The 26,562-nt window shown below is 42.9% G+C and carries 19 protein-coding genes; 6 read left to right on the forward strand and 13 right to left on the reverse strand.

Going from position 1 to position 26,562, the window contains the following annotated elements:
- Window positions 1-64: 64 nt before the first annotated feature.
- Genes pepN through LEP1GSC192_RS11710 form a run of 3 tightly spaced genes read right to left on the reverse strand, consistent with a single transcriptional unit; the run spans window position 65 to window position 4,467 of the window.
- Window positions 65-2,611, reverse strand: coding sequence for an aminopeptidase N (gene pepN, locus LEP1GSC192_RS11700; RefSeq protein ID WP_020770222.1), 2,547 nt, complete (start codon window positions 2,609-2,611; stop codon window positions 65-67).
- Between the two features lie 2 nt (window positions 2,612-2,613).
- A complete protein-coding gene (locus LEP1GSC192_RS11705) occupies window positions 2,614-3,873 on the reverse strand; it encodes an MFS transporter (RefSeq protein ID WP_020770198.1) in 1,260 nt (419 codons plus the stop codon).
- Window positions 3,874-3,882: 9 nt separating this feature from the next.
- On the reverse strand, window positions 3,883-4,467 hold the full coding sequence (locus LEP1GSC192_RS11710) for an NUDIX hydrolase (RefSeq protein WP_020770218.1): 585 nt from the start codon (window positions 4,465-4,467) through the stop codon (window positions 3,883-3,885).
- Window positions 4,468-5,108: 641 nt separating this feature from the next.
- Here LEP1GSC192_RS11710 and LEP1GSC192_RS11715 point away from each other — a divergent pair.
- The 3 genes from LEP1GSC192_RS11715 to LEP1GSC192_RS11725 are packed head-to-tail and all read left to right on the forward strand — an operon-like array spanning window position 5,109 to window position 10,043.
- On the forward strand, window positions 5,109-7,130 hold the full coding sequence (locus LEP1GSC192_RS11715) for an ATP-dependent helicase (RefSeq protein WP_036089954.1): 2,022 nt from the start codon (window positions 5,109-5,111) through the stop codon (window positions 7,128-7,130).
- A 4-nt stretch (window positions 7,131-7,134) separates the two neighbouring features.
- A complete protein-coding gene (locus tag LEP1GSC192_RS11720; RefSeq protein ID WP_020770254.1) occupies window positions 7,135-7,779 on the forward strand; it encodes a lipopolysaccharide assembly protein LapB in 645 nt (214 codons plus the stop codon).
- Window positions 7,683-10,043 carry an AsmA family protein gene (locus LEP1GSC192_RS11725; protein ID WP_232421014.1) on the forward strand — a complete coding sequence of 787 codons (2,361 nt, stop codon included), beginning with the start codon at window positions 7,683-7,685 and terminating at the stop codon, window positions 10,041-10,043. The genes LEP1GSC192_RS11720 and LEP1GSC192_RS11725 overlap by 97 nt, the downstream gene beginning before the upstream one ends.
- Before the next feature lie 138 nt (window positions 10,044-10,181).
- Here LEP1GSC192_RS11725 and lpxB read toward each other — a convergent pair whose 3' ends face one another.
- The 7 genes from lpxB to sucC are packed head-to-tail and all read right to left on the reverse strand — an operon-like array spanning window position 10,182 to window position 17,690.
- Complete coding sequence (gene lpxB / locus LEP1GSC192_RS11730; protein ID WP_036089931.1) at window positions 10,182-11,459, reverse strand: lipid-A-disaccharide synthase; 1,278 nt, start codon at window positions 11,457-11,459, stop codon at window positions 10,182-10,184.
- Window positions 11,407-12,261 carry an LpxI family protein gene (locus LEP1GSC192_RS11735; protein ID WP_020770187.1) on the reverse strand — a complete coding sequence of 285 codons (855 nt, stop codon included), beginning with the start codon at window positions 12,259-12,261 and terminating at the stop codon, window positions 11,407-11,409. The genes lpxB and LEP1GSC192_RS11735 overlap by 53 nt, the downstream gene beginning before the upstream one ends.
- Before the next feature lie 2 nt (window positions 12,262-12,263).
- Window positions 12,264-12,503 (reverse strand): FmdB family zinc ribbon protein, encoded by a 240-nt coding sequence (locus LEP1GSC192_RS11740; protein WP_020770251.1) that lies wholly within the window; start codon window positions 12,501-12,503, stop codon window positions 12,264-12,266.
- Between the two features lie 25 nt (window positions 12,504-12,528).
- Entirely contained in the window at window positions 12,529-13,962 is a 1,434-nt protein-coding gene (locus LEP1GSC192_RS11745) for a hypothetical protein (RefSeq protein ID WP_020770215.1), read from the reverse strand.
- 18 nt (window positions 13,963-13,980) lie between these two features.
- Complete coding sequence (locus tag LEP1GSC192_RS11750; RefSeq protein ID WP_020770230.1) at window positions 13,981-15,579, reverse strand: TolC family protein; 1,599 nt, start codon at window positions 15,577-15,579, stop codon at window positions 13,981-13,983.
- 27 nt (window positions 15,580-15,606) lie between these two features.
- Window positions 15,607-16,491: a succinate--CoA ligase subunit alpha gene (gene sucD / locus LEP1GSC192_RS11755; RefSeq protein ID WP_020770232.1), complete on the reverse strand. Its 885-nt coding sequence runs from the start codon at window positions 16,489-16,491 to the stop codon at window positions 15,607-15,609.
- Window positions 16,492-16,517: 26 nt separating this feature from the next.
- Window positions 16,518-17,690 carry an ADP-forming succinate--CoA ligase subunit beta gene (gene sucC / locus LEP1GSC192_RS11760; protein WP_020770261.1) on the reverse strand — a complete coding sequence of 391 codons (1,173 nt, stop codon included), beginning with the start codon at window positions 17,688-17,690 and terminating at the stop codon, window positions 16,518-16,520.
- Between the two features lie 496 nt (window positions 17,691-18,186).
- On the opposite strand from sucC, the gene LEP1GSC192_RS11765 reads away from it, so the two are divergent.
- Window positions 18,187-19,371: a hypothetical protein gene (locus tag LEP1GSC192_RS11765; RefSeq protein WP_020770186.1), complete on the forward strand. Its 1,185-nt coding sequence runs from the start codon at window positions 18,187-18,189 to the stop codon at window positions 19,369-19,371.
- A 102-nt stretch (window positions 19,372-19,473) separates the two neighbouring features.
- Here LEP1GSC192_RS11765 and LEP1GSC192_RS11770 read toward each other — a convergent pair whose 3' ends face one another.
- The 3 genes from LEP1GSC192_RS11770 to LEP1GSC192_RS11780 form a co-directional block, all read right to left on the reverse strand.
- On the reverse strand, window positions 19,474-19,920 hold the full coding sequence (locus tag LEP1GSC192_RS11770; protein ID WP_020770258.1) for a DoxX family protein: 447 nt from the start codon (window positions 19,918-19,920) through the stop codon (window positions 19,474-19,476).
- Window positions 19,921-20,177: 257 nt separating this feature from the next.
- Complete coding sequence (gene ruvA, locus LEP1GSC192_RS11775) at window positions 20,178-20,813, reverse strand: Holliday junction branch migration protein RuvA (RefSeq protein WP_036089959.1); 636 nt, start codon at window positions 20,811-20,813, stop codon at window positions 20,178-20,180.
- A 311-nt stretch (window positions 20,814-21,124) separates the two neighbouring features.
- Window positions 21,125-22,231: an MBL fold metallo-hydrolase gene (locus LEP1GSC192_RS11780; protein ID WP_036089935.1), complete on the reverse strand. Its 1,107-nt coding sequence runs from the start codon at window positions 22,229-22,231 to the stop codon at window positions 21,125-21,127.
- 191 nt (window positions 22,232-22,422) lie between these two features.
- Here LEP1GSC192_RS11780 and LEP1GSC192_RS11785 point away from each other — a divergent pair, with 191 nt between their 5' ends.
- A complete protein-coding gene (locus LEP1GSC192_RS11785; protein ID WP_020770214.1) occupies window positions 22,423-23,364 on the forward strand; it encodes a fatty acid desaturase in 942 nt (313 codons plus the stop codon).
- A gap of 11 nt (window positions 23,365-23,375) precedes the next feature.
- Window positions 23,376-26,501 carry an efflux RND transporter permease subunit gene (locus tag LEP1GSC192_RS11790; RefSeq protein ID WP_081603594.1) on the forward strand — a complete coding sequence of 1,042 codons (3,126 nt, stop codon included), beginning with the start codon at window positions 23,376-23,378 and terminating at the stop codon, window positions 26,499-26,501.
- The last annotated feature ends 61 nt before the right edge of the window (window positions 26,502-26,562 follow it).

Genomic DNA, 26,562 nt, shown 5'->3' on the forward strand with positions numbered 1-26,562 from the left:
AGGGAATTAGAAAGACCGTTTAGATCTTATAGACCGTTTCAAAAATTAGGTTATCGCTTAGTGTTTAGTCACGGGCTTCAAGTGCCGATAGGCTCTTATACTTTTCCAAAACTTTCAAGGTTCTTTGCATATCGTCCCTCTGCTGTTGGAGATCCTTTCTCAATAATTCCGGTAGTTTTTTATTTTGGTCCAGAAACTCTTGTGTCCTTTTTAACAGATTCGGATCCGGCTCAAAAGAAGGGAACATGAGATGTCCGAATGCGGAGGCAAAATGAGGATCTCTTGTTTCATACACGGAGATCACCGAGTTAAAATACTCCTCTGTATAAGTAACCAGCAGATCCTTTTGGTGATTCCATTGGAATCCTCTCATCCCATATCTTAAAAAATCCGTCGAATCTCCGTCGATCGGTTTCAAAAATCTTTCCCAGGATTCTTTTTTGGTTTTAGGGTCCGGGAAGGAGACTTTTGCTAAGAACGCTTTTTTTGCTCCCAGATCGGTATTGTCTTTAGTAACTTCTTCTTCGATCCGTTTAGAAGATTCCGGATCTCCGTGGGCGCTTAGTCTGGAAAGAATGACCCAACGTCTCTCTTGGTCCATTGCGATCCCTGGAATACTTTTTTTCTGATCCAATAATTCTTTTAAGTATGCGAGTTGTTCGGGAGATTTAGAGGTATTTTCTAATATTCTGAACCATAGGATCTGTTCTTGTTCCGGGTTTTGGGCTAAAAGGGATTTTTCCTTGGCGATACGATTAAGTTGATCGGACCAGGTTCGCTTTTCAGTCTCCGGAATATAATTGTCTATTACCGTCAAAGCTTTGGTAAGTATATGACTGTTTCGAACGGAAAGGTCAGGTTCTTTCAGTCCTTGGTCCAAGGCTAATTCCAAAAATTCCTTGGGAGAAAGTTCCGCATCTCTTACCATCTGCCATAAACTTCCCCATACAACTCTTCTGGAAAAACGATCCTTTAGAGTGTGTAAGCTTCTTTTTAAGATTGGAAGCGATTCTTTACTTAGATAGGTTTTGGCATAGGCGAAGTCTTCGGTGTTTAAGAGTAGAAGGTCCGCTTCTCCGGTATAATTTTCCTCCAATAGGGTTTCTTTTCCTTTTACGAGAACTCTTTTTTTCCAGACTTCTTCCAATACTCCGTTCTTTTCTCGGAATAATGTTGCTTGAAGTGCGTGCGTGCGTAAAAGTCCGTTTGTTGCGGAAGGTCCTTGGTGTAAAAACAATCTACCGTTTTGTCGGACAGGACTGAGAGTGTTGACTCCTGTTGTTTCCAACCATTCCTTACTCCATCCTCTGATATCGATGCCGCTTGTTTCCGACATACAGGAAAGAAAATCGTTTAGGACTGTGTTTTTCTCCGCATGTCTTTTAAAATAAAGTCGCATCGCTTCCCTGAATTTTTCTTCTCCCACGTAGTACATCAATTGGCGAAGAACAGAAGCTCCTTTGGAATATGAGATCCCGTCGAAATTGCTGATTGCTTCCAAGGTATTTTCCGCTTTTCCGGCGATCGGATGGGTGGTGGAAAGTTGGTCTTCTCTATAAGCCCATTCTTCTCTTACATAAAAATGTTCTAATGCATCTGGGAAAATTTTTCCCTTGGACATAGAATAATAAGAAAGATAATCCGCAAAACTTTCGTTTAGCCAGAGATCGTTCCACCATTTCATTGTGACCAGGTTTCCGAACCACATATGTACCATTTCGTGATACACAGTATTGGCTCTATTTAGATATTCCGAGTAGATCCGTGGCCCGCGGAAAATATAACTTTCGGAAAATGTGACCGCTCCCACATTTTCCATGGCTCCCATATTGAATTCAGGCACGAATATCTGGTCGTATTTTCCGTACGGATAGGGAATCCCGAAATATTCCTGTAAAAAACCGAACGCTTCCTTGGTGATCGCAAACAAATTCTCCGCATCCATATATTTGGAGAGGGATTTACGGCAGAATATTCTAAGAGGGATCGCTCCCGCTTTATCTTCCCAAACCGCATAAGGACCTACGATGAGAGAGAACAGATACGTGGAAAATTTTTTGGTCTTCTGGAACTTTATGTTTTTATAATTTCCCTGGGTCTCTTCCGATTTCGGGACCGTGTTGTGGATATAGGTCCATTCCGAAGGTCCGGTAATCTCCAGCTCGTAAGTCGCCTTTAGATCCGGCTGGTCGAAAGAGGGGAATAATCTATGAGCTTCGAACGGTTCGAAGTCCGTATGCATGTATTCCGCTTTGTCGGATGGGTCGGTGAATTTATGAAAGCCCGAACCGCTATGATCGAAGGCATTTTTGTATTTTACTTTGAGTTCGTTTTTACCTTCCGCTAATAATTCTCCGGATAAGAATAGTGCGGATTCTTTTTTTTCGTAATTTGTTTCTTCTTTACCGTTCAGCCAAAGGATCTCGATCTTTTTGGAAATAAAATCCACTTTGAGTTTCCCTTTTTTGCCGCCGTTGTATACGAATCGGACTGTGGTCTCTCCCTCGTATTCTTGGGATCCTTTTTCTAGTTTTAATTTTAAGGTGTAATCCACTTCGGAGATCTGTCCGGAGCGGAGCATTGCCTCTTGTTGGGTAAGAATATTATCCATATTTAAACCGTTATATCCTTTAGATCCATTTTTCTTAGACGAGGTGCGATCGCGGTAACGATCCCTACCGTTAAAAGAGTAAGAGTTCCTCCTAATACCACGGAAGGGACTAGGCCGAATGCTTTGGCGGCGGCTCCCGATTCGAATGCTCCCAACTCGTTAGAAGAACCTATGAAGATATTATTTACCGCGGAGACTCTTCCCCTCATATGTTCCGGGGTATACATCTGAACGATCGTATGTCGGATCACAACACTTACCATGTCGAAGGAACCGCTTACGACCAGGGCCGCGCAAGATAGATAAAAATTCTTGGAGAGCGCGAATACGATCATACAGATCCCAAAACCGAATACGCTACTGAGTAGTATAATTCCGGAATTTGTTTTGGGAGGTTTGACTGCGATAAATAGCGCACAAAGCACCGCACCGATCGCTGGAGCCGATCTCAATATTCCGTAATATTCCGGGCCCATTCCTAAAACTTCTCGGGAGAATGTCGGTATAAGTGCAACTGCTCCTCCGAATAATACCGCAAACAGATCCAAACTGATCGCGCCTAAGATCAATTGGTGGCCGAATACGAACTTCCAACCGGTTCCCAAACTTTTCCAGATGGATTCCTTCTCTCCTTGTTTTTCCGGAACAGGTTTGGACGGAACTAATAAAAGCAGGAATAAGGAAAAAACCATAATGCAGAAGTCCGCAAGATAAGCCGTTTGTACTCCGTTAAATCCTGTCAGAAGTCCGCCAAGCATCGGACCTAAAACCGCGGAACCCTGCCAAGCAACACCGCTCCAAGTCGCAGCATTCGGAAAAATTTCCTTAGAGACTAATTGGGTTTGAAAAGCTGCGATACTAGGGGATAAAAACCCTCTGCAGATCCCGGAGAAAAAGATCGCAGAATAGATCGGATAGACCCAATAATTTTCGATAACCCATTCGAAACCGGGAAGAGTGAATAATAAAAGTAAGAAAGAACTGAAAGTCAAGCCGGTGAGTGAAAGGAAGATGATCTTTTTTCTTGGAATACTGTCCACAACCAATCCGGAAAATAGGGAAACTGCAACATTAGGCACAAGCTCTGCAAATCCTATGAGACCCACGAAGAATGCATCGTGAGTGATATGGTCAATCTGCCAAAAGACCACAGTGGATTGCATAATGAATGAAAGGGTGACCAAAAATTTTCCGGCCAAAAAATTCCTGAATTCAGGGACCTGTAAAGAGACGAATGGGCTCGTGCTTGCGGTTTTTGTCATGAGATAGTTCTACTTCTTCTTTTCTCCGTATTTTAAAAAGAACAATCCGAATGCGGCGACGACCATCCCATGGTGCAGGATATTCTTATCTAAAATTTCGGGGACTTTGTTTAGAGGATATTGATACACTTCTATTTGTTCGCTTTCATCCAGATCCTGTCCACCAGGGTGAGGATAAATATTTCTGGCAATGTAAGTATGACACCAGTTATTCAGGATTGCCGGATTTGCGGAAATTTTTCCTAAATATTCCCAATCATCCGAGGCAAAACCGGTCTCTTCTCTCAATTCTGCCTGAGCGGATTCTAGGATGGAGTTTTTGTCCGCGATCCCTCCGGGGATTTCCAGACAATAAGAATGTAAACCGTGTCTGTATTGATCGATCAGGATCACGTTTTCGTCCTGGGTGAGTGCGATCACATTCACCCAATCCTTAGATTCTATTTTGAAAAAATTCCCGGAGATCGTTTTGTCCGGAGAAACTTTCGGAACGGAGACTAACTCGAAAATCGGGGTTTTGAATATGGAAGTTTCTCTTCCTGCTTCCCAGAGATTGGAATCGGGGAGGTAATTTTCTGGGAGGAATTCTTGCATAGTCGAGCTTTCTTCCAGTGTTTTGAAATCCATTCAGATTCGCAAACCTTTGCCTGTACACGGTTGACAAGAAGAGAAAAATCAGGATTATGTCGCTTATACCTGGGGTTCGAAAATCAGGATTTTTCGGATCCAGGGATTATTTTGCCCTCATAAATCGGATGAAAGAAGAAACGAATCAAAGTCTGGAGCTAGATCTGTTTTCCCATTTGGAAATTCCAGAAGAGAAGTCGGAGGAGCCTAGACAAGAGCCGCCGCTCCTCAGCTTTTCGGAAAGTATTTCTATGGAAGAAGAAGGTCCGCAAATGGTAGGAACTCCCGCTCCGTCTCCGCAAGAAGAGATACAAGAGGAATCCTACGGTTCTTCTTTTTATGAAGAAGATGATTTCATGGAACCTGAGTCAACGGTAGGAACTCCAGAGCAAGTCGAAGTCTCAATTCCCGCTTTGGAAGAGTCGGATTCCTTAGAAATTCCAATTTCGGCCGAAGTTCCATCGAATTTAGAGGAAGTTTCAAGGGAAAAGGATGTCGACGCATCCGAAGTATCCCCGACCTCCGAAAATTCTAGTTCCGAAGAAAAACTTCCCGCCCCCAAAAGAAAGAGAGAAGAAAGACCGAAAGAGTCTCGGGATTCCACGTCCATTTTTCAGAGTCTTTCTCCCGAACAAGCCCGCGCAGTCCAAACAGTCCACGGGCCGCTTTTGATTTTTGCAGGTGCCGGTTCCGGAAAAACAAGAGTGATCTCGAATCGGATCGCCCATATGATCCAAGATCATCATATTCCTGCGGGAAAGATCGTTGCATTGTCTTTCACAAACAAAAGTGCCAAAGAAATGGGAGAAAGGGTCCGCAAACTTATTCCAAGGAACTTATTAAAAGGGATCGTACTTTCCACCTTCCATTCTCTCGGGCTCGGAATATTAAAAAAACATATTGAAAAGCTGGGATACAAACATCCGTTCCTTCTTCTGAACCAAGCGGACCAAGAAGGACTTGTCACAGGCATGCTTGTGGCCCAAAAGTTGGAGCCGAAACGTCCTCAGATCATGGAAGTCCTTTCTAAAATTTCCAGGATCAAAAACTCAGGGCCGGATTATTTGTCGGATATGAGAACCTCTATGAATGAGGGAGATCTTTTAGCTGCTTCTCTTTTTCAACAATACCAAGATACTTTAAAAGAACAGAACTCGATCGACTTCGACGATTTGATCCTTCTTCCTTCCAAACTTCTAAGACAGTTCGAAGAAGTAAGAGACGAATACCATAAAAAGTACCAATACTTCATGGTGGACGAGTTCCAGGATACCAACCCGATCCAATACGAATTTTTAAGAGCGCTCATGGGTGAATCGGACAATCTCTGCGTAGTCGGGGACGACGATCAATCCATCTATGCATTTAGAGGTTCGGATGTAAGCTTGATCCTTGGATTCGAGAACGATTTTAAAGGTGCGAACGTTATCCGTCTTTTGGAAAATTATAGATCCACGGATATCATAGTCTCCGCCGCAAACTCTCTCATTCGTCATAATCTTTCCAGAAGATCCAAGGAACTTTTTTCCAAGGTACCCGGCGCCCTCAAGGTGAAGTATGTGGAAAGAGCGGACGAAAAAGACGAAGCGGAATGGGTAGCGGAAAATATCCGAGAAGAGATCATAAAAGAGAAAAGAAAAGGAAGCCAGATCGCGATCTTATTCCGTACGAACTTCCAATCCAGACCTTTCGAAGAAGCGTTCCGAGCCAGGGAAATGCCTTACAAGGTGGTAGGCGGTTATAACTTCTTCGACCGTAAAGAGGTCCGAGACTTGATCTCTTATATTCGTCTTATCGCAAACCAAAAGGACGATGCGTCTTTATTACGAATTATTAATTATCCGAAACGGGGGATCGGTGCAGGATCCATTTCTCTTGTGCATGAAAAGGCGGCTCAGAACAAGGAATCTCTTTATGAGACATTATTCCGAGTATGCGAATCCCCCGATTTTATCCCGGATCTGAACCGTAAAATCTCCTCCGAGATCTATAATTTCGTAAATCTGATCGAAAAGGCAAAGAAAAAGTTCTCTTCTTCGCCCAGGTTATTTTTCGCCTTACGAGAGTTAATCGCGGATCTTGGACTGGAAAAAGAGATCGTTTTGGAAGAGAAAGAGGAGAAGGTCGCAAAGGCTCGTATTTACAATATGTCCGAGCTTGTGAATATGTTGGCTTTCTTCGAAGAGAACAACGACTCCGGCGAAAAGCCTACTTTATTCGACTTTATTAACCGTTTGGCGATGCTTATGGAAGACGAGCCTTCGGATGAGAAGGAAGACAATCGAGTACAGTTACTCACCATTCACCAGTCCAAAGGGTTGGAATTCGAGTCTGTTTATGTCGTAGGATTAGAAGAGGGAATTTTGCCTTCCGGAAGGGCTACTGTAGAAGACCAATCTGTGGACGAAGAGCGGCGTTTAATGTATGTAGCGATGACTCGGGCGAAGAGGCATTTATGCTTGACAGGTGCCGCCAATCGCCGCAAATTTGGGGAGCAATTGGCCTCCGAGCCTTCTCGCTTCCTTAAGGAGATAGATCCGGAGACTTTGGACTGGCTTTCCAACGAGGAAACCAGGCAGCAGGAGACTAGCGATTTCCTGCAAGAACTCGAAAAATTGAAAATCGGATGAGAAAATGAGTAAATATCTGACAATATTGTTTATCGGAGCTCAATTCCTCCTCTACTGTGCAAGTACACAAAAAGAAGGGGCGGTTTCCGCCAATTTAGAGACCCAGGTCCGAGCGGAAATCAAGGGAATAGACCAACAATTAAGCGATCTACACCCTGAAGATAAAAGACGTTCCGAGCTACTCCTCCAAAAATCCAAACTACTACTAAAAATCGAATCTTTCAAAGAAGCTTCTCTCGTTTTGAGAGAATTGCAAAACTCCAAAGAAGGTCGCAATCTTCAACATTTGGACCATTATTTAGGTTCTGCCTATCTCGGGATCAATGACTATGATAATGCTATCGTGCATTTCCGTAAGTCGGACAATGTGGATCGCGATTTTGAGTCGGTAACCCGCAAAAAAATGTGGGCAAAAGCCTATTTCGAAGACGAGAAATACGGCCAGGCTTTGGGTATTTTAGGTAGAGCTTCCAGAGAGAAAAATTTCGAAAAAGATCTATTCTACTATGAAACCGTAGTGGTCAGCTTCTACAGAATTAAGGAATACAAAAGATGTCAGTTGGTTCTGGAAGAGGGATTACAGAAATTTCCGGAAAGCCTAGTACTGAAGGAAACCTCGGAGAAAATCAACCAGGTACTCCAACGGTAATTTTTTTCTCTTTTTCTCTCCCTAAAAATCCATTCTTCAAAAAGGACAGTGTGACGTTCCGGATCGCTGTCCCATCTAAATTGTATCGATTCGTATCTTCTTCTTTTTCAAAGATACAATCTATCGCCGAAAAACCTTCCTTTAGAAAGATCTCCATTGCTCTTGTTGTGGTATTTCTTCTTTTAGCCGCTGCAAAAGAAACAGCAGAATGGTACTTCGTGAGAAGAGTTCTGGACCTCCGAGGAGTGAAGGAACTCACACGAGGATTCATTAACGAAGAACTGGATAGGGCGGTGACTTTGGGAGTCGTAGAATACGAATTCCCGAACCATGTATTTATAGAAGATTTGAAAATTTCCAGCGACGAAGACTTTGCTTCCCAACGGATGATCTTCAAAGCGAACAAGATTGAATTATTACTACGAGGTCTTTGGAAAGGACAACCTTCCGTAAAAGCGATCCGAGTGCGTAATGCACAACTCAGTATCGATCTGGAAGATCGGATCTCGGGAGAAATTCTTTCCTATATCCATAAGATCAATATTCCAGAGATCCGATTAGAGGATACAACAGTCACTGTTTATAAGGGTGGCAAAGTACTTCTGGAGAATGTAAAGGGGATCGATTTTACGATCAGAAAAGAAGATACTAAGATCAATGTCCAAATTTCCGACTCTTTATTTCCTATTCCGGGTTTTAGATATGTTAGCGGAAAGTTCAGTACGGATATCGGAAGTAAGAACATGAACCTGGAGATCTTGTTCAAGAATGCAAAGGCGGAATCTTCCGGAGGTTTGTATTCGGAATTCTCCCAATTCTATCCGAAAAAAGGAAAAATTTCCGGTCGGGCTGTTTTAGAATCGGACGGAACCAATCTGAAGGTCCAAGGTAATACAGAATTTTCTAATGTAAAAGGGATCGTATTACAGGAACTTCCTTTACAAAGTGAAGTTTGGGAATGGAAAGAGATAGATCTGGAACATGAATGGACTCGCTCTCAAAAAGGAGAATTCTTTACGGAAGAGCACAAGATATTGGTGGGAGAAGATAAACTCACTCTTCTGAAATCTAAAAACGAAAAAGGACTAAAATCCTGGGATTTAAGCCTTACGGTCCAAGATCTAGACGATATCCGGAATTTTCTACCTGTTTCTTCCGATCTGGAAACGCTAGGCGGAAGTCTGGATCTACATTGGAAGGGAACGGAGACCGGAAGTTACGGAGATTGGATGAAGTCCGAGGCAAAATTTTCTCTCCAAAATTTTAAATGGAAGGATCCTTATTTGGACCTGGAAATCAAAGATGCGGAATTGGGATGGAGTCTTGCAGGAATTTTAGAAGCAAAACTGAAAGGAAAACAATTCGGTCTTCCCTGGTCTGCAAATCTGAAAGGTAAAACAGGATACAGAAAGGGAGTCAAAGGAGACGGGAGTTCCTATTTTCCTTTACAGGGAGAGTATAATCTCGAGTTAGAAACTGACTCCATCGTTCTTTCCAACTTTTTTCCTTTGTATAATTCCGTTCGTCAATGGATCAGAGAAGATATCCATACCAGAATGGAAAAGTTAATCCCTGAAATTAATTTTACCAGAACTCCTATCTATAAATATTTTTTAGAAAATCCTACGGGAAGTCTCAAACTTCTTGCTAAGGAAGTGAAATGGGATCTTGGACTTCCTAGTATGGGAAAATTGGATGTAGGTTTGAAATTTGCACCTTCTCAATCTCGTTTGGATGCAAGTATTACGGGTTCCGGAACCGCTAAGTTGAATTCATATTTTACTTACGGAACGGATAATCCTTACTTCGGGATCGATTTTGAGACCATCAATTTAGCTTGGGGAGTTCCTAGCTTTTCTTTCTGCGGCGGTGAATTGATCCCAGAAACTTTGGACTCCGACGGTAATATTAGATTTAACGGAAATAATTTCTTAGACATTCACGATAGAATGTACATCACCATAGACAAGGTGAAACTTTCCAATACGATCTGGAAAGGTAAGGGAGAATTTCCCGTGCCTGTTCCTCCTAAGTTCGAGATGGGATTCGATTATTGGAACCCTGGGAGTCCTCCAAAGCGAAATGTGTATTGGAAAGGCGGAAACGTGAACGCTACTGCGAACTCTTATGTGGATTCCGACTCCGTAAAATATTTTGTGACAGGGAATACTTACTCACTTTCCAGTGAATCCAATTCGGCGGTTCCTATCTCCGCGTTTGCGTTTAAGATCAAAGAGAATAGCGCGGGTTGCGTGAAAGAGTAAGGTCGTCCCCACCCTCATTGGGCGGGGGCCGGCGCGGTGGTACGCGCTTACCGAAAAGTTCCTTATCACAAAACTTGCATTCCTGCAATCTATTTTTGTGTCCTAGACTTGTAGGAGTTCCTACAGGGCGAGATCTTCTTAGACGGTAGTTGGCTTTTCTTTCAAGAACTGAAGGATTGCCCGGCTCGCGTTCTTAGAACTATACTCCTCTCCTAAGGATTCTTTTACGGAGCGGATCTCTTCTATCATCTGGTTCCTATATTTTTTGTTTTTTAGGATGGCCATCGTTTCTCTCACGGTTTCTTCCGGAGTACATTCGGCCTGTATGAGTTCCTTCACGGTTTCTCGTCCGCTCAGAATATTTACGAGTCCGATAAAAGGTGTACGGATGAGAAGGGCAGAGATAAAATAACTGAGCAGGCTGACCTTGTATAGGATAACCATCGGTTTTTCAAAATATACAACTTCTAAGGTTGCCGTTCCAGAAGTTACAAGGACAATATCGGAAATTTCGATACATCTCAAGGAACGATCGAATAAATATTCGATCTTAATACCTGGATGAGCTTCTTCCGTTTCCTTAATTTTCGTTTGGATAAACTCTTCTTCTTTTACGTTGATATTCGGAATGAGAAAGCGAACATGTTTTTTCTCCGCTTCGGCTTCGGCATGAATAAGTGCCGCTGATCGGAGTAATGTATCCAACATTCTATGGATCTCACCGGATCGGGAGCCGGGCATAAGAGTGATCGTCTGTAGATGCGCTAGTTGTTTCTCGTCGACCGGGATCGGGGCCTCTTTTCGGATCTTCTCCTTAATCCTCTGGGCAATCGGATGCCCTACAAATACGGAACGAACTCCGTAATCGTCGTAGATCTTTTTCTCGAACGGAAATAATACCAACATCAGATCGATAGATTCTTTGATCTTATGGATCCTTCCGAAATTCCAGGCCCAGAGTTGGGGAGAAACATAGAAGATCACTTTGATCCCTAATTTTTTAAGTCTAGCTGCAAGCCTTAGATTGAATCCTGGATAATCGATCAGGACGGCATGTGTACAAGAACGCGCAACTGCTTCTTCTACCAATCGATCCATAAGCGCTTTTAAAAATTTGTATTTGAATAGTACCGCGGTGAATCCGATCACGGAAAGTTCTTCCATATTTTCTATGGAGTCGAAACCTTCTTCCAACATTCTGGGGCCGCCAATCCCAAAAAACGTAAAGTCAGGATCATGTTTTTTAAGTTCTTTTAATACTTCTGCCCCGAGTAGATCGCCTGAATGTTCCCCGGCTAACATCATAAATATGGGAGAAGAGGGTACGGAAAGGTTTTCCGTCCTGATCTTGTCTCCGGCCTTTTTAGGCTTTAGGGAGCTTTTTTTGGGAAGAGTTAATTTTCGAGACGTTGCCACGGCCGATGCTCAAGATATGGATTTTCAATTTTTCTGCAAGGTTAATAAATTCGGAGGGATTTACGATTATGGTCTCTCCTTCCCGAACTGCGAGCGTATCGCAGTTATGTTCACTCATTACTTTTAAGGTTTCTACTCCGACTGTAGGTAGATCGAATCTAGGGTCTTGGCTTGGTTTGGAACTTTTGCAAACGACTGCCTTTCTTTTTTTGGCGAAACTTCCGCCTCTTCGAATTGCTTGGTCCGTTCCTTCCACCGCTTCGACTGCCAATACGGATTTGTCTACGACGACTACCGCTTGGCCAATATCCAGGTGTGCGATCTTCTCCGCGTATTCCATTCCGAAGATTACGTCTTCAACCTGTTTTTTGTCCAATGCTCTTTTTGTATAACGTCCTTCCGGAAGTAGAAGAGACTTTAAGTAGGTCTTTTGGGAAATAATATGAATACCTTGTTTTTCGAAATCTTCCGCCACCGTTTTGAATATGGAGTAGTCGTGGCGATTCACCATTCTGGCGAGTAAAGCGAGCGCTTTTAGATCGAAGTTCAGGCTTTTGAATATGATCTCTTTTTTAACTTTTCCTAATAGAAGAAGTCTATCTATCTGATTTGTTTTGCATACTTTTAACACTCCGCCGATCTTCGCGATCCGGATCGGGATCACTCTATCCGGATAATTTCCCGGAGTAAAATCGGACTCGGCTATGGAAAGAAAGAACGGATCTTCCCCGGCGGCTAGAGCTTCTCTCATGCCTATCTGAGGAAGATTTCCTCCTCCCGCTAATATTCCTAAACGTCCCAAACTTAGTTGGAAGAAGAACCGGAAGAGCCGGTGGATGATTCGGAACTTTTGGAAGAAGATTTATAGTCCGTAACGTAAAACCCGGAGCCTTTGAAGATAATCCCTCCTCCGTTAGAGATCAACCTATCTACTTCTCCGGTTTTACCGCAAAGAAGACAGGTAGTTAAGGGATCGTCCTTCATGGATTGAAAATGTTCGAAAGTTTGTCCGCAAGTCTTGCATCTATAATCGTAAGTAGGCACTGATTTTCCTCGCTCGATCTAAAGATCAAAATAAAAACTTAAAACTAAACGCTGCCGCATTGGAATCGGATCTTTTTTCCGCTTGTTGCATACAGAGTTTGAATAGAACTCCCTCCGTGGAGGTAAGGTCTTCTTCCGGAGAAATTCCTTGTAATACGGTTTTTTCTCCTACTACTAAAGACGCCGATATCGCTCCGTTTGCGGAAAAAATTCCTAATTGGAATCGTTTCTTTCCGCCTGAATTCCCAAGTATATATTTGTTTCTATTGATGGAGATACTCTCTCTGTCAAGGTCGATTTGATAGGCGGACTTCCACTCGCCGGGTCTGCCTGAATACAGTTTAAAAATAGGAACGGATTCTTCTCCGCTTAAACTTGCCGTTAAAAATTCCAAAGATCTAAAAGGTTCTTCTACGATCCTACAAATCTCTTTGTATTTTCCCGTTTTAGATCTGTGTAGAACGATCCCATAATCTCCGTCTAAGGCTAATTTTTCCGTAGGAATATATTCTCCATGAAATCCCGGAGGGAGCTTATCTTCCGTCCAAAATGCAAAGTCCCAGGCTTGGCTTTTTTCGGACTGGGAGAATGCTAAAAATGTTTCTTCCGCTTTTACGATTGGATAAGGATCTTCTTCTAAAAAATGGGAGAAGATCCAGCCCGAGATCTGCAACTCCGGAATATATACTTGGACCCAATTTCCTTTTCTTCCTTGTACTGTTTCGGAACGGGGATCCTTGTCTAATGCGTAAAGTAAGACGCCTTTTTTCAAACGAGCTTTTCCGGGGTTTTCCGTTCCCGGGCCGGTCCTAAGATTCGTATTCTCTCCGGTGTTTTTAAATCTGGATCCGAGTAACGTGGAGTCTTCTCTAACGGAAAGAAAACCTAATAATTCTGAAAGATTGTTTTGGTCGGCGTCAGAAAGTTTAGTCTCTCTTCTCAAAACTTTTTTCAAAACGGAAGAATAAGAAGAAATCCCTAATGTAACCGGATTACTTCGGATCAGTTCCTTTAAGTCACGCAAGAATAGAATATCATCTTCCCATTCTCCTGCGATCTCGATCCTGGAAAGGATCGCCTTTTGTCTCCAGTATCCGCCCGGTCTGAGTTGTAGGATAAAAGGATCTTCGAATACGGGAAATTCCCCCTTGGATTCGAGGGATTTGCCAGAGCCGATGCCGTTCTCTTTTAGGAGTCTTGCCGAAATTTTCGCCCTGTCTTCCGAGTCTTTAGTGATCAGTTCCGCGTTTAATTTGAGAATTGACTGGGAAGCGTAAAAAAGATCTTCCGGAGTAGGAGAGGAGGACTTTTTTACAAGGGAGATTACCTTCTCCCATTTTTCCTTTTTATAATATTCGTAAATAGTGTCGGATGGTTTGGGCCAAAAACGAACGGTAAGCCATACGATCAGCCCGAATAATACGATCCCGAATATAGAAAGGAAAAATCCGCGTTTCAAAGAGAACTACGAAACCTTTTATTCCAAATTAGGAAGAAGTTTTTCCGCATCCAGATCGAATCTTTCCAAAAGCATGTTTTTAGCGATATAGTATCTCATCAGATCTATATTAAAATTCACTTTTGCTTGGGTAAGACTGAGCTGGTCTCTTACCAAAGTATCCAACGCGTTCTTAACTGCTACCGCATCAGCTCTTCCTTGTTGGAAGCTTCGAACCACACCGTTATAATAGTTTTGGGTTTCTTTTTCGGTGACTATCGAGTTTTTATAAATTTTATAACTAGCTTCTAAAGAATCGATCCTTCCTCTTAGATCGTCTCTTACTTCATTCTTAACTTCGTTCTCTTTTAAAGTTGCCTGACGCACTCCGATCTCGGAATCTCTTCTGCCTGCTGCCACTCCCTTATCGAATAACGGATAAGCGAAACTTACTTTTCCGTTGAAGTCTTTGTAACGTGCAGACTGCACGCCGTCTGTAGCGTCCGTAAAATTTTTATCAGGGCTAGTGATCGTTTGCGCTTGTGAAGAAGCGGAGCCTGAAAGAGTCAGACTAGGCAACTGATCACTTTTGGCGTTTTTTAACATAAGTTCGGCGATCTCTTTTTCTCTAACTGCGTTTAGATAATCCGATCTCTTTTTGTAAGCGATCTCTAAGTCTTTATTGTAATCGGGTTTCTCCGGAATTTCTTCCATGAGGTCCGTTTCTTCCGAAAGATCCGAATCGCTCTCTAATTTTAAAGTACGAGCCAATTTTCTTTTAGCCTCGTCCTTTTGAACGACTGCGGTTTCTAATTGGCTATCGGCTTGTGCAAGTAAGGCGTTCCACTGGTTGACTTCGAATCCTTCCGAAAGTCCTAAACCTTGTTTACGCACGGTAAGATTTCTAATATTGCTTACGTTTTCTTTTAATCTGCGGAATGTTTTTAAGGACTGTAATTTAACCGAGTAATCCCAGAAATCCACAAGGGATCCTACGATCGCTTCAGAGATCTGCAAAGAGACTTGGCTTTTCGCCATTTCTTTTTGGTTATCCAGGATCTTCTCCTGATTCCTTCCTTTATAACCGAACGAATTCTTTAGTAAGTCCTGAGAAACCGTAGCTGTAATAAATCCCGTATAAAGAGGAGGAAGTGCGAGTCCTGCAAAACCGGAAGTGAGCGGGTTGTTCTTATCCTCGAAAGCGTTGGAGTCGAATCTTCTATTACCCGCTTCTAACTTGAAGTAGGTCCCGGTAGCACGGATGGTTTTTTCAATCCCTCCCTTGATCGTATCATCGGAAGTTTTTGTTCCGGTAAAGACGTTGTTTTGGTTCAAAGGAAGCACGGTTTGTCTGAAACTCCCGTCGGCTACTAATCTCCAAGAATATTGGGACTCGGCTTTCAGGTAGTTTGAATCGGTTTTTGCCAATTCATATCTTAGGTTTTGTAATTTGAAGTTACTATCTAAAGCCCTTTTGACGGTTTCTTCCGTAGTTAACTTCAGGACTTTTCCGGATTTATTTTCTTGGGAAAATACTCCGGAAAGACCCGAAAGGAGGATAAGGTTCGAAACCAAAAAGACGGAGATCGTCTTCCAGCTCATTGTATTGGTCCAAAAATTCCCGTTTTCTAATTTCATAACCTTTCCTCCGATTAAAGTATTAGATTAACCTAATGCTTTTTTCATTTTTTCGCCGACTTCGGCGATAGATTGGCAAACAGAAATGCCTGCATCCTGCATAGCTTTCATTTTGGAGGAAGCAGTTCCCATCCCTCCGCTGATGATCGCACCCGCATGCCCCATCCTTTTCCCAGGAGGCGCAGTTTGGCCTGCGATAAACCCTACTACAGGTTTTTTAACATTAGCTTTGATATAAGCGGCAGCTTCTTCCTCGGAAGTTCCACCGATCTCTCCGATCATTACGATACCTTTGGTTTCAGGGTCTTCGTTCAGAAGTGTTACCGCTTCTGTGTGGTTCATTCCTGGAACAGGGTCTCCACCGATACCGATCACAGTGGACTGTCCCAAACCATGTTGGCTTAACTGTGCAACCGACTCGTAAGTTAAGGTCCCGGAACGGGAAACGATACCGATTGTTCCTGCTTGGTGTATAAAACCGGGCATGATCCCCATTTTCACGTTGTACTTCGGAGAAATGATCCCTGGACAGTTCGGTCCGATCAGTCTGGTTTTCGAATTTCTTAAAGCGCTATACACTTTCAACATATCGTGAGTTGGGATTCCCTCAGTGATACAAACCACCAGAGGGATCTCGTTAAAAATTCCTTCTAAGATCGCGTCAGCAGCGAATGGAGGCGGAACGAAAATGATGGATGCGTTTGCACCTTCGTTAACCATCGCGTCTTTTAGGCTATTGAATACCGGAACCGCCTTACCGACTAAGTCGGCTTTTTGTCCCCCTTTTCCTGGAGTGACTCCGCCGACCACATTGGTTCCGTACTCGATCATCTGCTGGGCATGGAAAGAACCTTCTTTACCGGTAATACCCTGAACTACAACTCTCGTATTGTTATCTACTAATACTGCCATGTTATATTAAGTTAACCTTATGTTTTTTATTTAATGGCTTCCGCCACTTTTTTGGCCGCGGTTCGAAGATCTTCTTCCGCGATGATATTCAGACCGGATTCGTTTAGGATCCTTTTGCCTTCTTCCGCATTGGTTCCTTTCAAACGAACCACTAACGGAACGTGGATATTTACAGCTTTAGCGGCTTCGATGATCCCCAGGGCGACTCGGTCACAACGAACGATCCCTCCGAAAATATTCACGAAGATCCCTTTTACGTTCGGATCGCCCAAGATCAGTTTGAATCCGTTAGTAACGGTAGTAACGTTCGCTCCACCGCCTACGTCGAGGAAGTTGGCCGGTTCTGCTCCTGCAAGTTTAACGATGTCCATAGTTGCCATTGCAAGACCTGCACCGTTCACCATACAGCCGATGTTTCCGTCTAACTTAACATAGTTGATATTGTATTCGCTAGCTTGGACTTCCAAAGGATCTTCTTCGGAAATATCTCTAAATGCAGCGTTTTCAGGATGGCGATACAATGCATTCTCGTCCAGATCGATCTTACAGTCACCTGCAACGATCTCGTTCTCTTTGGTAAGGATCAAAGGGTTGATCTCTAATAAAGATGCATCTTCTTTAATATACGCGTTGTAAACGGAAGTCAAAAGTGCTTTGAAAGACTTATGGGATTCGGCAGGAAGTCCCAGGTCGAAAGCGAGTTGGGAAGCTTGGTTCGGTTGTAATCCGATGCCCGGATCGATTGCGATCTTTAGGATCTTTTCAGGATGAGTTTCCGCAACTTCTTCGATCTCCATTCCACCTTCGGTAGAAGCCATGATGATTGTTTTGCGGATCGCGCGATCTAATAAGACACTTAAATAAAATTCCTTCGCGATATTGATCCCTTGCTCCAGATAAACTTTCAGGACTTTTTTACCTTCGACTCCGGTTTGAGGAGTGATAAGTTGCATGCCAAGGATCTTGTCGATAGCTGCTAATGCGTCTTCTTTGGTTTTGGTGACTTTAACTCCGCCGCCTTTTCCTCTTCCACCCGCGTGGATTTGGGCTTTAACGACAACTACAGATGCTCCCGTTTTGGAAGAAACTTCTTCATGGGCTTTTGCACCGTCTTCTTTTTTATCAATTACTACGCCGAAAGGAACTTTGGCGTTATGGCGTCTCAGGATTTCCTTGGCCTGGTACTCGTGAATTTTCATGAATCAACCTTGTTTTTTTGGATGTGAGTTCAGTTTGGAATGCTTTTTCTAAGGATTTTACCTGGAAGAATCCTGTCCATCCCCTTTCAGCAGGAGTTCCAACAAGAGATTTTAAATGAAGAGACAAACCTAAGTCCAAAAGCCTCCGCGACTTCACGTCTCTGCGTGAGCCTATGATTTTTACTTTTGAAGATGTTTCGGGCCGGGTGTTCGGACAAAAAGATTCCTCGGCGAGGGCGGCAGCGGCGGGACTCCAGATTTGCAGCTCATCTGGGTCCTAGTCTCACATTCGGAGCAATACTGTTGCTCCTCTGCGCTGCGACTGGGGGAGTCATCTCCCTTCGAGACATATCTGTGGTAATACTTTAGAAACTCACTCAATATATTCTCCGTTATTACGCCCGTTTTTCTGTTATATTGTATATTTCGGGTGATTTTGTAATCCTTCCAAGCAAAAAGAGCTAACTCGTGGCTTGCCGCGTTAGGAGAAATATATATGAAGGTGATCTATATTGGGCTAATACTCGGCCTAGTTTCGGGGACGTTTGTCTCCTGCGATTCAGGGGGTGGCGATTCCAATTCCGCATTGGCGGTTTTGGCAGGTTTTGGAAATTCCATTCCGGTCAGTTCGGCTTCGGATTTAACGAATGAGTCTGCGGCTTCTTATGATGATAACGAATGGGGGCTCATCACTGCTTCTCGTCTGGAGTCTTGGGTAAGCGATTGGCAAAACCAAAAGCCTGCTCATATCAGCGGTAAACTTGTGATCTTACAGAGTAGTCTTGCGAATAATTTTTCGGGAGATACGAGCGGGAGATCCTACATCAAGTCTGATAATGCGAACGGAGTCTATGTGTATCATCTGGACGATTTCCAAGCCGGATTTCGTTTTAATCAACAGAGAAATACCGGACTCATTCGTAACTCAGTTCGTTACCAAGCGGATGGGGCAACTGTGGACCAATGGCTTCAGGTGTATGGGATCAATTTGAATACGGATCTGGTAGTTTTTGCGGTCGGGTCCGCGAACAATAACGGTACCGCTTATACGAACGGAAGTCAAACCCAGGATATTACGAGAGGGATTTATTGGTTGAGATATTGGGGAGCGGACATCAAACATCTTGCGATCTTAAACGGAGATATCAGGACCAATTTTACGAACGCTACTTATCTTTCCGCGACGAAGGATACGGCCCCTAATGCGAACGGGAATTTTAGCGTAAAACAATTGAAAGTGGATAATACGATCATCACTCTAACTTTAGAAGATATCATTAAGATCGTAAAAGCGAATGGGGCGGCCTCCGTTTCCGGACTTACCGGGACACAGATCATAGTAGATGCAAGACCTACCGCTCAGTTCGATCAAACTGTCGGAATCACGAATGCAGGAGCGAATCATATCACTACCGCTTGGAATGATTCCGGCGCTCCTGCTGCAGGTGTGAGTGGAACTCCTAAGAAGTATGTTTTGTTTGAGACCAGGATCAAAGGAGCGAAAACGTTTCCTTGGGCTTCTCTATTGGACACTTCTGCTCCGAGCGGGACCATCAATTATAATTCATACGCTTCCGGTGGAACTGGTAGCCCCTATGTGACTGTGGCCCAAGCTGATATCGATCCTTCTGCAACTACTACACGTAAGGCGCAATTGGAAGATAAGGCTTATAAATATTAATTTCGAAAACCTCCGTGTTCTCGGTGGGCTCCGTGCGATCTAAAAGTGTAAAAACATTTCGCACGGAGAACACTGAGTTCACAGAGGGGTTGCAATTTTATTTTAGAGTGAAGAAAGGATCGCTAGATCCAAAGAGTAAGCTCCTCCGCCTGTAATCGCTAACGCGATTGCAAGTCCGATGGCCAATATTTGGAATTCGTAACCTTCTCCTTTTTGAGCTCCGAACCAGTTGATAAAAAATCCATGTTCTCTGTGAACGAGTAGGGCTGCACCTAACATGATGATACCGATTGAAATTGCGGAGAAACGAGTGAGTAGTCCTAGGACGAGTGCCACCGAACCGAAGGATTCACCTATGATGACTAAGAATGCGATGATCCCTGGAAGTCCCGCAGTTTGTGTAAAATAACCGTAGGTTCCTTTGAATCCGTAACCGCCGAACCAACCCAATAACTTTTGGGCGCCGTGCGGGAAGATTACGATCCCGAGGGTTAATCTTAAGACCAGTGGAACGATATCGTTGCTGGTTGCTAAAAGTGTTTCTAACATTTTGAATACTTCCTTCTATTAATTTAGGAATTAATAGTTTATTATTAAAGTATATTACTTTGAATATGAAGTATTTCTTACAAGTTTTTTTCACCTGGGTCGGCCAAAAATCGGAAATTTTTTCAGGTAGGAACTCCCGTTTCCGGACTTGAGTTGAAGAATACGGCAATAGATTGCCGATTTGGCAGGTATCCAAAGAGGCAAAAGGGAGGTTCGCGCTGTTATTTGTTTCTCGGCAAGGTAGAAGCCGAGCTAATTTATAGATTTTTCAATATCTCTCGGATCAGTTCTCCTGTATCCGTAAAATTTTGTTTTTTTAGGATTTTCTCCACTTCCTTTAAAGCGGATTTGTCTTCAAATCCTAATTGAACGAGTGCTTGTACTGCGGTTTCCTTAAAACGATCTTCCGGAGAAGGAAGTCTTTCTTTGGAAGTTTCCGGAATAGAAGGATCCTCGGAACCTGCTTCCAAGAATAATTCCAGTTTTTTTAAATTTTGTTTTACTTCGAAAAAGATTTTTTCGGAGGTTTTGGCCCTGACTTTCGGGATTTTTTCCAAGTCCTTTGCTTCTCCTGAGGAAGCGATCTTATGCAATTCCCAAGGACTGAAGAAGGATAAAACTTTGAGGGCGGTCATTTCGCCGATCCCATGCAAGCCCTTCATCACTTTGAAAAATTCTTTATCTCTTTCTTGCAGGAATCCGAAAAGTTTTTGTCCTCTTTCGTTGATGGAATGATGTATATGCAGTCTGACTTCTTTTGCGGAAGTTTGGTATTCTTTCAGTTCCCAATAGGTTTTGAAGGAAATTATTATTTCATAAGTTACTCCGTGAACATCTAAGTGCACGGTACCAACTTCTAGTTTTCGGATGGAACCTTGGAGTCCGGAGATCATTTCAGGAAGGTTAAAAAGGGATACGTTTGGAGGCAATCATTTCCGCAAATCCTAAAAATTTCGGTTCGCTCTTAATCTGTATTTTTGTTTATTCGGCGGGGAACTTGTTTTACTTCGCTTTGCTAATATGTATAAGTTCCTTCCTTCTCTGCCGTCAAAAGAGGGGGAAGGAAAACTTATGCATATTAAAATATTGTAATGTATTTTAGGGCCGTTTTTCGTAAATCGATTTTAAGGAAACATCCTTGAATACATTTTCGACCTGAATTCAAGAAAAGTTTCAGTAGTCTTTTAAGGTAGATTTTTGGAAATCATTCCAGGTCTATTCCACTTCCGATAGTCCAAGGTAGAATTTTAACCCCATCTTTATTTCCCCAGGAAATTCCGTCGGAACTAGGATAGATCCCTTGTGTATCCGGTGAAGAAGGAAAAGATAATCTTTGTTTTAGATCCAACATTGGCTCCTTGGGAAGATCGTCCCCTAAAGGAAATGTTCCCCAATGGATAGGTGCAAATGACTTTGCATTTAGATCCTTGGTCGCCAGCAAGGCTTCCTCGGGTCCGATATGCGCATATTTCATAAACCATCTAGGTTTATACGCTCCGATAGGCAGAAGTGCGAGATCGATGGGTTTACCCAGTCGTTTCGAGATATTTTTAAAATGGGAAGAATATCCTGTGTCTCCTGCAAAGTAGACGATCTTTCCTTGGGCTTCAATAGAATAACTTCCCCAGAAATATTGGTTTGTGTCCGTGAATCCCATTCTACTCCAGTGATGTGCAGGAAGAAATGTGATGTTTACCGAATCCTTACCGCTAACTTGGCCTAACTCTTGGGAGACGGTTTTTCCCAGCTTTTCTTCTTCCGAAAAGGATTGCATGCCGGAAGGGAGAAGTATCAGTAGGTCCGGATTTTTACTTCTTAGGTAACGCAATGTATCCCTGTCCAAATGGTCCCTATGAGCATGACTCACTACTACAAAATCAACCGGAGGAAGATACTCTTTCGGGATAGGAAGATCGACTAGCCTAGACACAAGGATAGGAGCTTCAAAAATAGGGTCCGTCAGAACATTTACCGTTTTTCCATTTTTTGTGGAAGAGATCCAAACCGTTGCATGCCCGAACCATACCACTCGCACTTTTCCTTCCGGAGCGATCAAATCTTCCGAGTTTCTTTCCAATACTAAGGGAAGTTCTTCAGTTAGTCCTTCTACAGTAGGTGGATCTTTGGGACCTAAGACCTTCCAGCGCAGGATTGCCAAAGGAGATTTACCCTGTAATTCTTCATCCGGATCCAAATTATGATATCTGCCTTCTCTATAACTGGGGGACTTTAGTCTGTCCGGATCCAGGGGAAAACAATAGAAGCACGAGAATGCAAGTAAGAGAGTCGCAGGATAGAATATTAAATTCATATTGTTGTTTTGGACCTCTTGTAACATTTTTGGAGCCGAATTTTTTCAAAAGAACAGGGTCGGTTTAATTTATTTCCATTCTTTCGGCCTGGATGAGAACTAAATATTTTTTTTCAAACCGACCGATGTCGCCGCTACCCAATTCAGCAGGTTGCTTGCAGAAAATTCCGATCTCACCCGATCTATCCTAAATGGAAGCTTCTATCCAAATCAGGGAACTACCTTTTGCGAAAAATAGAAAACTTTCGCTGACGGTATTAATTCTATTTATCGGCTTCCATTATTTGTTACCCTGGGGACTCTTACATGAGGAGTTTCCATATTGGATAGCTTGGGTTTTTGCCGCAGTTTTAGGACCGGTATCCTATACTTTTTGGAATTTGATCCATGAAAGTATCCACGGGAATTTTTCAAATGAAAGAAAACAAAATCATTTTTGGGGAAGATTCCTTTGTATCGTGTTCGGAGCTCCTTATTCCGTTCTGAAATGTAGTCACTTGATGCATCATAAGTTCAATAGGGAGCCCGGGGATAGGATCGAATTTTTTGATCCTTCTTCTCGAAAGCCTAGATGGTTCCAGAATTTGAATTATTATTTCAGAATTACTGTGGCCACATATATTTTCGAAGTTGGTACTGGGCTTTTACTTTCACTACCGTCTCGTTGGACAAAACCGATCGTGGATCAATTCATTGAGTATCCGATAGAGGAAGGTTTTTTTAAATGGATCTATCGCCCCGAAATTTTGGAAGAATTACGAAAGGATATTTTTTGGATCTTGGCCTTTTATATTCCTTCTTTTTTGCTTTTCGGGAGTAATTGGCCTTTGTTGGTATTTCTTCTTCTGAGTAGATCCTTTTTTATATCATTTTTTGATAATGCGTATCATTATGGGAAAGAAATTAATGATAAAAATTCGGCTTATAATTTAACTCTACCTGAAACGGTAAGCGCGTTTTTTTTACATTTTAATTATCATAGGATCCATCATCGATTCCCGGGATGTTCCTGGGATCGATTGCCGAAACAGATGGAAGTTTGCGGAGAAACCTGGGATAAAAGTTTTATAAAACAAGCATGGAGCCAATGGGGCGGGCTCTTAGAACCTTTGGATGGAAAAATTTCTAAATAAAAAGAAAATATATGAGAACAATAATACAATCTTTCATACACAATAGACTCTTCATGTATTTGGGGGTCATATTCATTTTTGCCGCGGGGGGAATGTCCCTTTGCGGTTTGCGCAGGGACGCTTTTCCGAACGTAGATATGAAACAGCTCGTAATCACTACGAAATTTCCCGGGGCTTCTCCGGCGGACGTGGAATTGCGGGTAACGTATCCTATCGAAGAAAAGATCAAGGAAATAGACGGCATTGATGAGATCCGTTCCTTCTCCCGTAACTCCGTTTCGGACATAGACGTTCGTGTAAGCTTAGAGGAAAAGGATCCGGAAAAAGTTTTGGATGAGATCCGAAGAGCCGTAGACAATGCTATCTCCGATTTTCCTCCGCAGGTTACGGAAAAACCGAAAATTACGGAAAGAAAATCTGGTTCCTTTCCGATCATGGATTTCTCCGTTTATGGCGGTAAGGACGAGATAGAACTTCATACTATCGCGGAATTTATAGAACTGGAATTGGAAAAGATCCCGGGAATAGCCAGAGTGGACGTATTCGGAAAACGTGATAGAGAATGGCATATACTCGTAAACGCGGATAGATTAAAACAATACCAATTGGATCTTTCGGATATCACAAGAACGATCCGTACTCGGAATATTAATTTACCTGCAGGTTCCGTGGATTCGGAGAATGCATTCGATCTCAGGATTGACGGTGAATTTAAAAGTCCTTCCGAGATCGGAAAGATCCCTATACGGACCAACGATATATTCTCCACCGTGCGTATCGGAAATCTGGCAAGGGTAGAGGATACGTTCGAATATCCGAGATTCCTTGCGATCGCAAACGGACAGCAGGGGTTGGTTCTTTCCGTGATCAAAAAAGAAAGAGCAGATGCGATAGAAGTCGCAGATATGGTCCAAACCAGACTAAAAGAACTGGAAAAAGTTTACCCTGAAGGCATTAAAACATTCAAATTAAATGATGAAGCACAAAGGACTAAGAACAGATTGAACGTGGTTTCTTCGAATGCGCTCATCGGGTTTTTAATCGTTTTCGGGATCCTGTTTTTGTTCTTGGATTTCCGGACTGCAACTTTGACTTCCATGTCCCTGCCGATCTCGATGCTTATGACATTTGCGGCGCTTCCGTTCTTTGACGTTTCCTTCAATATGATCTCCATGATGGGACTCATCATCTCTCTTGGGATGCTTGTGGATAACTCCATTGTGATTTCGGAAAACATTTATACCTATATAGGCGAGAAGATGGACAAAACTTCCGCCGCCTTGAAAGGGACCACGGAAATGTTGGTGCCGATATTCGGATCATATCTCACTACCGTGGCCGCATTCCTTCCCATGTTATTTATGGCGGGGATCATGGGGAAATTTATCTGGCAGATCCCGCTTGTGGTGATCATCGCATTGACTGCAAGTTTGATCGAGTCTTTCTTATTTCTTCCCTCCCGTATCGCGGCTTTTGCGAAAACTCCGGAAGAATTAAAGAAGGCATCCAAGTTCAGAAGAACTTTGGACGATTTTTTTGCAAGAATGGAGGAAAGGTTCGCCGATTTTGTAGCTTTGATGATCCGTAATCGAAATAAATCCTTCTTTGCGATCCTGCTAATCGTTATGAGTTCCTGCGGTGTCATGTCCCAGATGGACTTTATTCTTTTTCCGAAGGAAGATATTGAGATCTTCCTGATCAAAGCGGAGTTTCCTCCTTCTTCTCGTATCTTCCAAACCAGAGATAAGATGAAGTATATGGAAGAGATCTTGAAAAAGATCCCTAAAGAAGAATTGGTGAGCTACTCCACCAAGATCGGAGTGCAACAAACAGATCCGGACGATCCATTATCAAGATTCGGAGAAAACTTAGGAGTGATCATGGTATATCTCACTCCGGAATCTCAAAGGGTGAGAAAAGCCTCCGAAATATTAGCTTCCATCGAGGATGATATTCGAAAAACTCCAGGACTCTCCGATGTATATTTGGAAGAAATGGCGATGGCACCTCCGATCGGTGCACCTATTACGATCGGAGTACTCGGAAAAGATTACGAAGTTCTAAAAAAAGTTTCCGCTGATCTACAATCTTTCTTAAAAGGAATCAAGGGTGTACATTCGGTTCGAGATGATTATCGGAACGGACGAAAACAGATGTATATCCAGCTCGATGAGGGATTGGAAAGTTTTACCGGAGTTTCAACCTTCTCCGCTGCAAACATGCTCCGAACAGCATACGATGGAGAAAGAGCGGGTAATGTTCGGCAAGGGAAGACCAAAATTTATCTGAGAGTCATGTACGATAAGAGTTTCCGAAAAAATCCGGAAGAAGTCAAAAGTATTCCTCTTCGGAATAAGGCTGGAAATATCACCAACCTTGCCAAAATTTCCAGAATGGATCTGAAAGATTCTCCTGAATTACTTTCTCATAGGGATTTTGAAAGAGCGATCACGGTGAATGCGGATATTAAGATGGAATCCGGAATGACTTCGAGAGAAGCAAATCAGAAGGTAATCGACGAGTTCAAACCTTTGATCGAAAGACAATATCCCGGAGTATCCATTGTGTTCGGAGGAGAGGAGAAGGACACACAAAGATCCATGGCCTCACTCGGAAAAGCGGGACTCATCGCGTTACTCGGGATCTTTATTATTCTTGCGTTAACCTTGCAGAACGTGGTAAGGCCTATACTAATCTTGAGCACAATTCCACTTGGGTTTGTGGGGATCGTAGCAGGATTCGTATTGTCCGGAAAGGCATTCAGTTTCTTAGCTATGATCGGTATCATCGGACTCGCAGGAGTGTTAGTAAACGCCTCCATCGTCCTTGTGGATTGTATCGATTCTATCCGTAAATCTTCCAATGCACCTTTGGATGAGATATTACTCGAAGCAAGCCGCAGAAGATTCCGTCCTATCTTATTAACCACATTGACTACCGTTGCGGGACTTCTTCCTACTGCGTATAGTGTAGGTGGATCGGATCCGGTTTTGATTCCTATGACCTTAGCTTTAGGTTGGGGACTTGGATTCGGGACACTGGGAAGTTTACTTTATGTTCCTGTAACACTTTCGGTATTCACTAATCTAAGAGCTAAGATGGGGTTTACGTCGAAGCCCGCGCCTAAGCATCACTAAGAAAGCAAAAATAAAGGCGCACGGAACTCACCGAGGACACAGAGAAAAATTGGGAAAACTA

It is taken from the genome of Leptospira sp. B5-022 (assembly GCF_000347035.1).
Classification (GTDB): Bacteria; Spirochaetota; Leptospiria; order Leptospirales; family Leptospiraceae; genus Leptospira_B; species Leptospira_B cinconiae.

Excerpts from the sequence above, each read along its gene's own strand:
- pepN (WP_020770222.1), bottom strand. The coding sequence starts at position 2,611 with ATGGATAATATTCTTACCCAACAAGAGGCAATGCTCCGCTCCGGACAG.
- LEP1GSC192_RS11705 (WP_020770198.1), bottom strand. The coding sequence starts at position 3,873 with ATGACAAAAACCGCAAGCACGAGCCCATTCGTCTCTTTACAGGTCCCT.
- LEP1GSC192_RS11710 (WP_020770218.1), bottom strand. The coding sequence starts at position 4,467 with ATGCAAGAATTCCTCCCAGAAAATTACCTCCCCGATTCCAATCTCTGG.
- LEP1GSC192_RS11720 (WP_020770254.1), top strand. The coding sequence starts at position 7,135 with ATGAGTAAATATCTGACAATATTGTTTATCGGAGCTCAATTCCTCCTC.
- LEP1GSC192_RS11725 (WP_232421014.1), top strand. The coding sequence starts at position 7,683 with ATGTCAGTTGGTTCTGGAAGAGGGATTACAGAAATTTCCGGAAAGCCT.
- LEP1GSC192_RS11750 (WP_020770230.1), bottom strand. The coding sequence starts at position 15,579 with ATGAAATTAGAAAACGGGAATTTTTGGACCAATACAATGAGCTGGAAG.
- sucD (WP_020770232.1), bottom strand. The coding sequence starts at position 16,491 with ATGGCAGTATTAGTAGATAACAATACGAGAGTTGTAGTTCAGGGTATT.
- sucC (WP_020770261.1), bottom strand. The coding sequence starts at position 17,690 with ATGAAAATTCACGAGTACCAGGCCAAGGAAATCCTGAGACGCCATAAC.
- LEP1GSC192_RS11765 (WP_020770186.1), top strand. The coding sequence starts at position 18,187 with ATGAAGGTGATCTATATTGGGCTAATACTCGGCCTAGTTTCGGGGACG.
- LEP1GSC192_RS11770 (WP_020770258.1), bottom strand. The coding sequence starts at position 19,920 with ATGTTAGAAACACTTTTAGCAACCAGCAACGATATCGTTCCACTGGTC.
- ruvA (WP_036089959.1), bottom strand. The coding sequence starts at position 20,813 with ATGATCTCCGGACTCCAAGGTTCCATCCGAAAACTAGAAGTTGGTACC.
- LEP1GSC192_RS11780 (WP_036089935.1), bottom strand. The coding sequence starts at position 22,231 with ATGAATTTAATATTCTATCCTGCGACTCTCTTACTTGCATTCTCGTGC.
- LEP1GSC192_RS11785 (WP_020770214.1), top strand. The coding sequence starts at position 22,423 with ATGGAAGCTTCTATCCAAATCAGGGAACTACCTTTTGCGAAAAATAGA.
- LEP1GSC192_RS11790 (WP_081603594.1), top strand. The coding sequence starts at position 23,376 with ATGAGAACAATAATACAATCTTTCATACACAATAGACTCTTCATGTAT.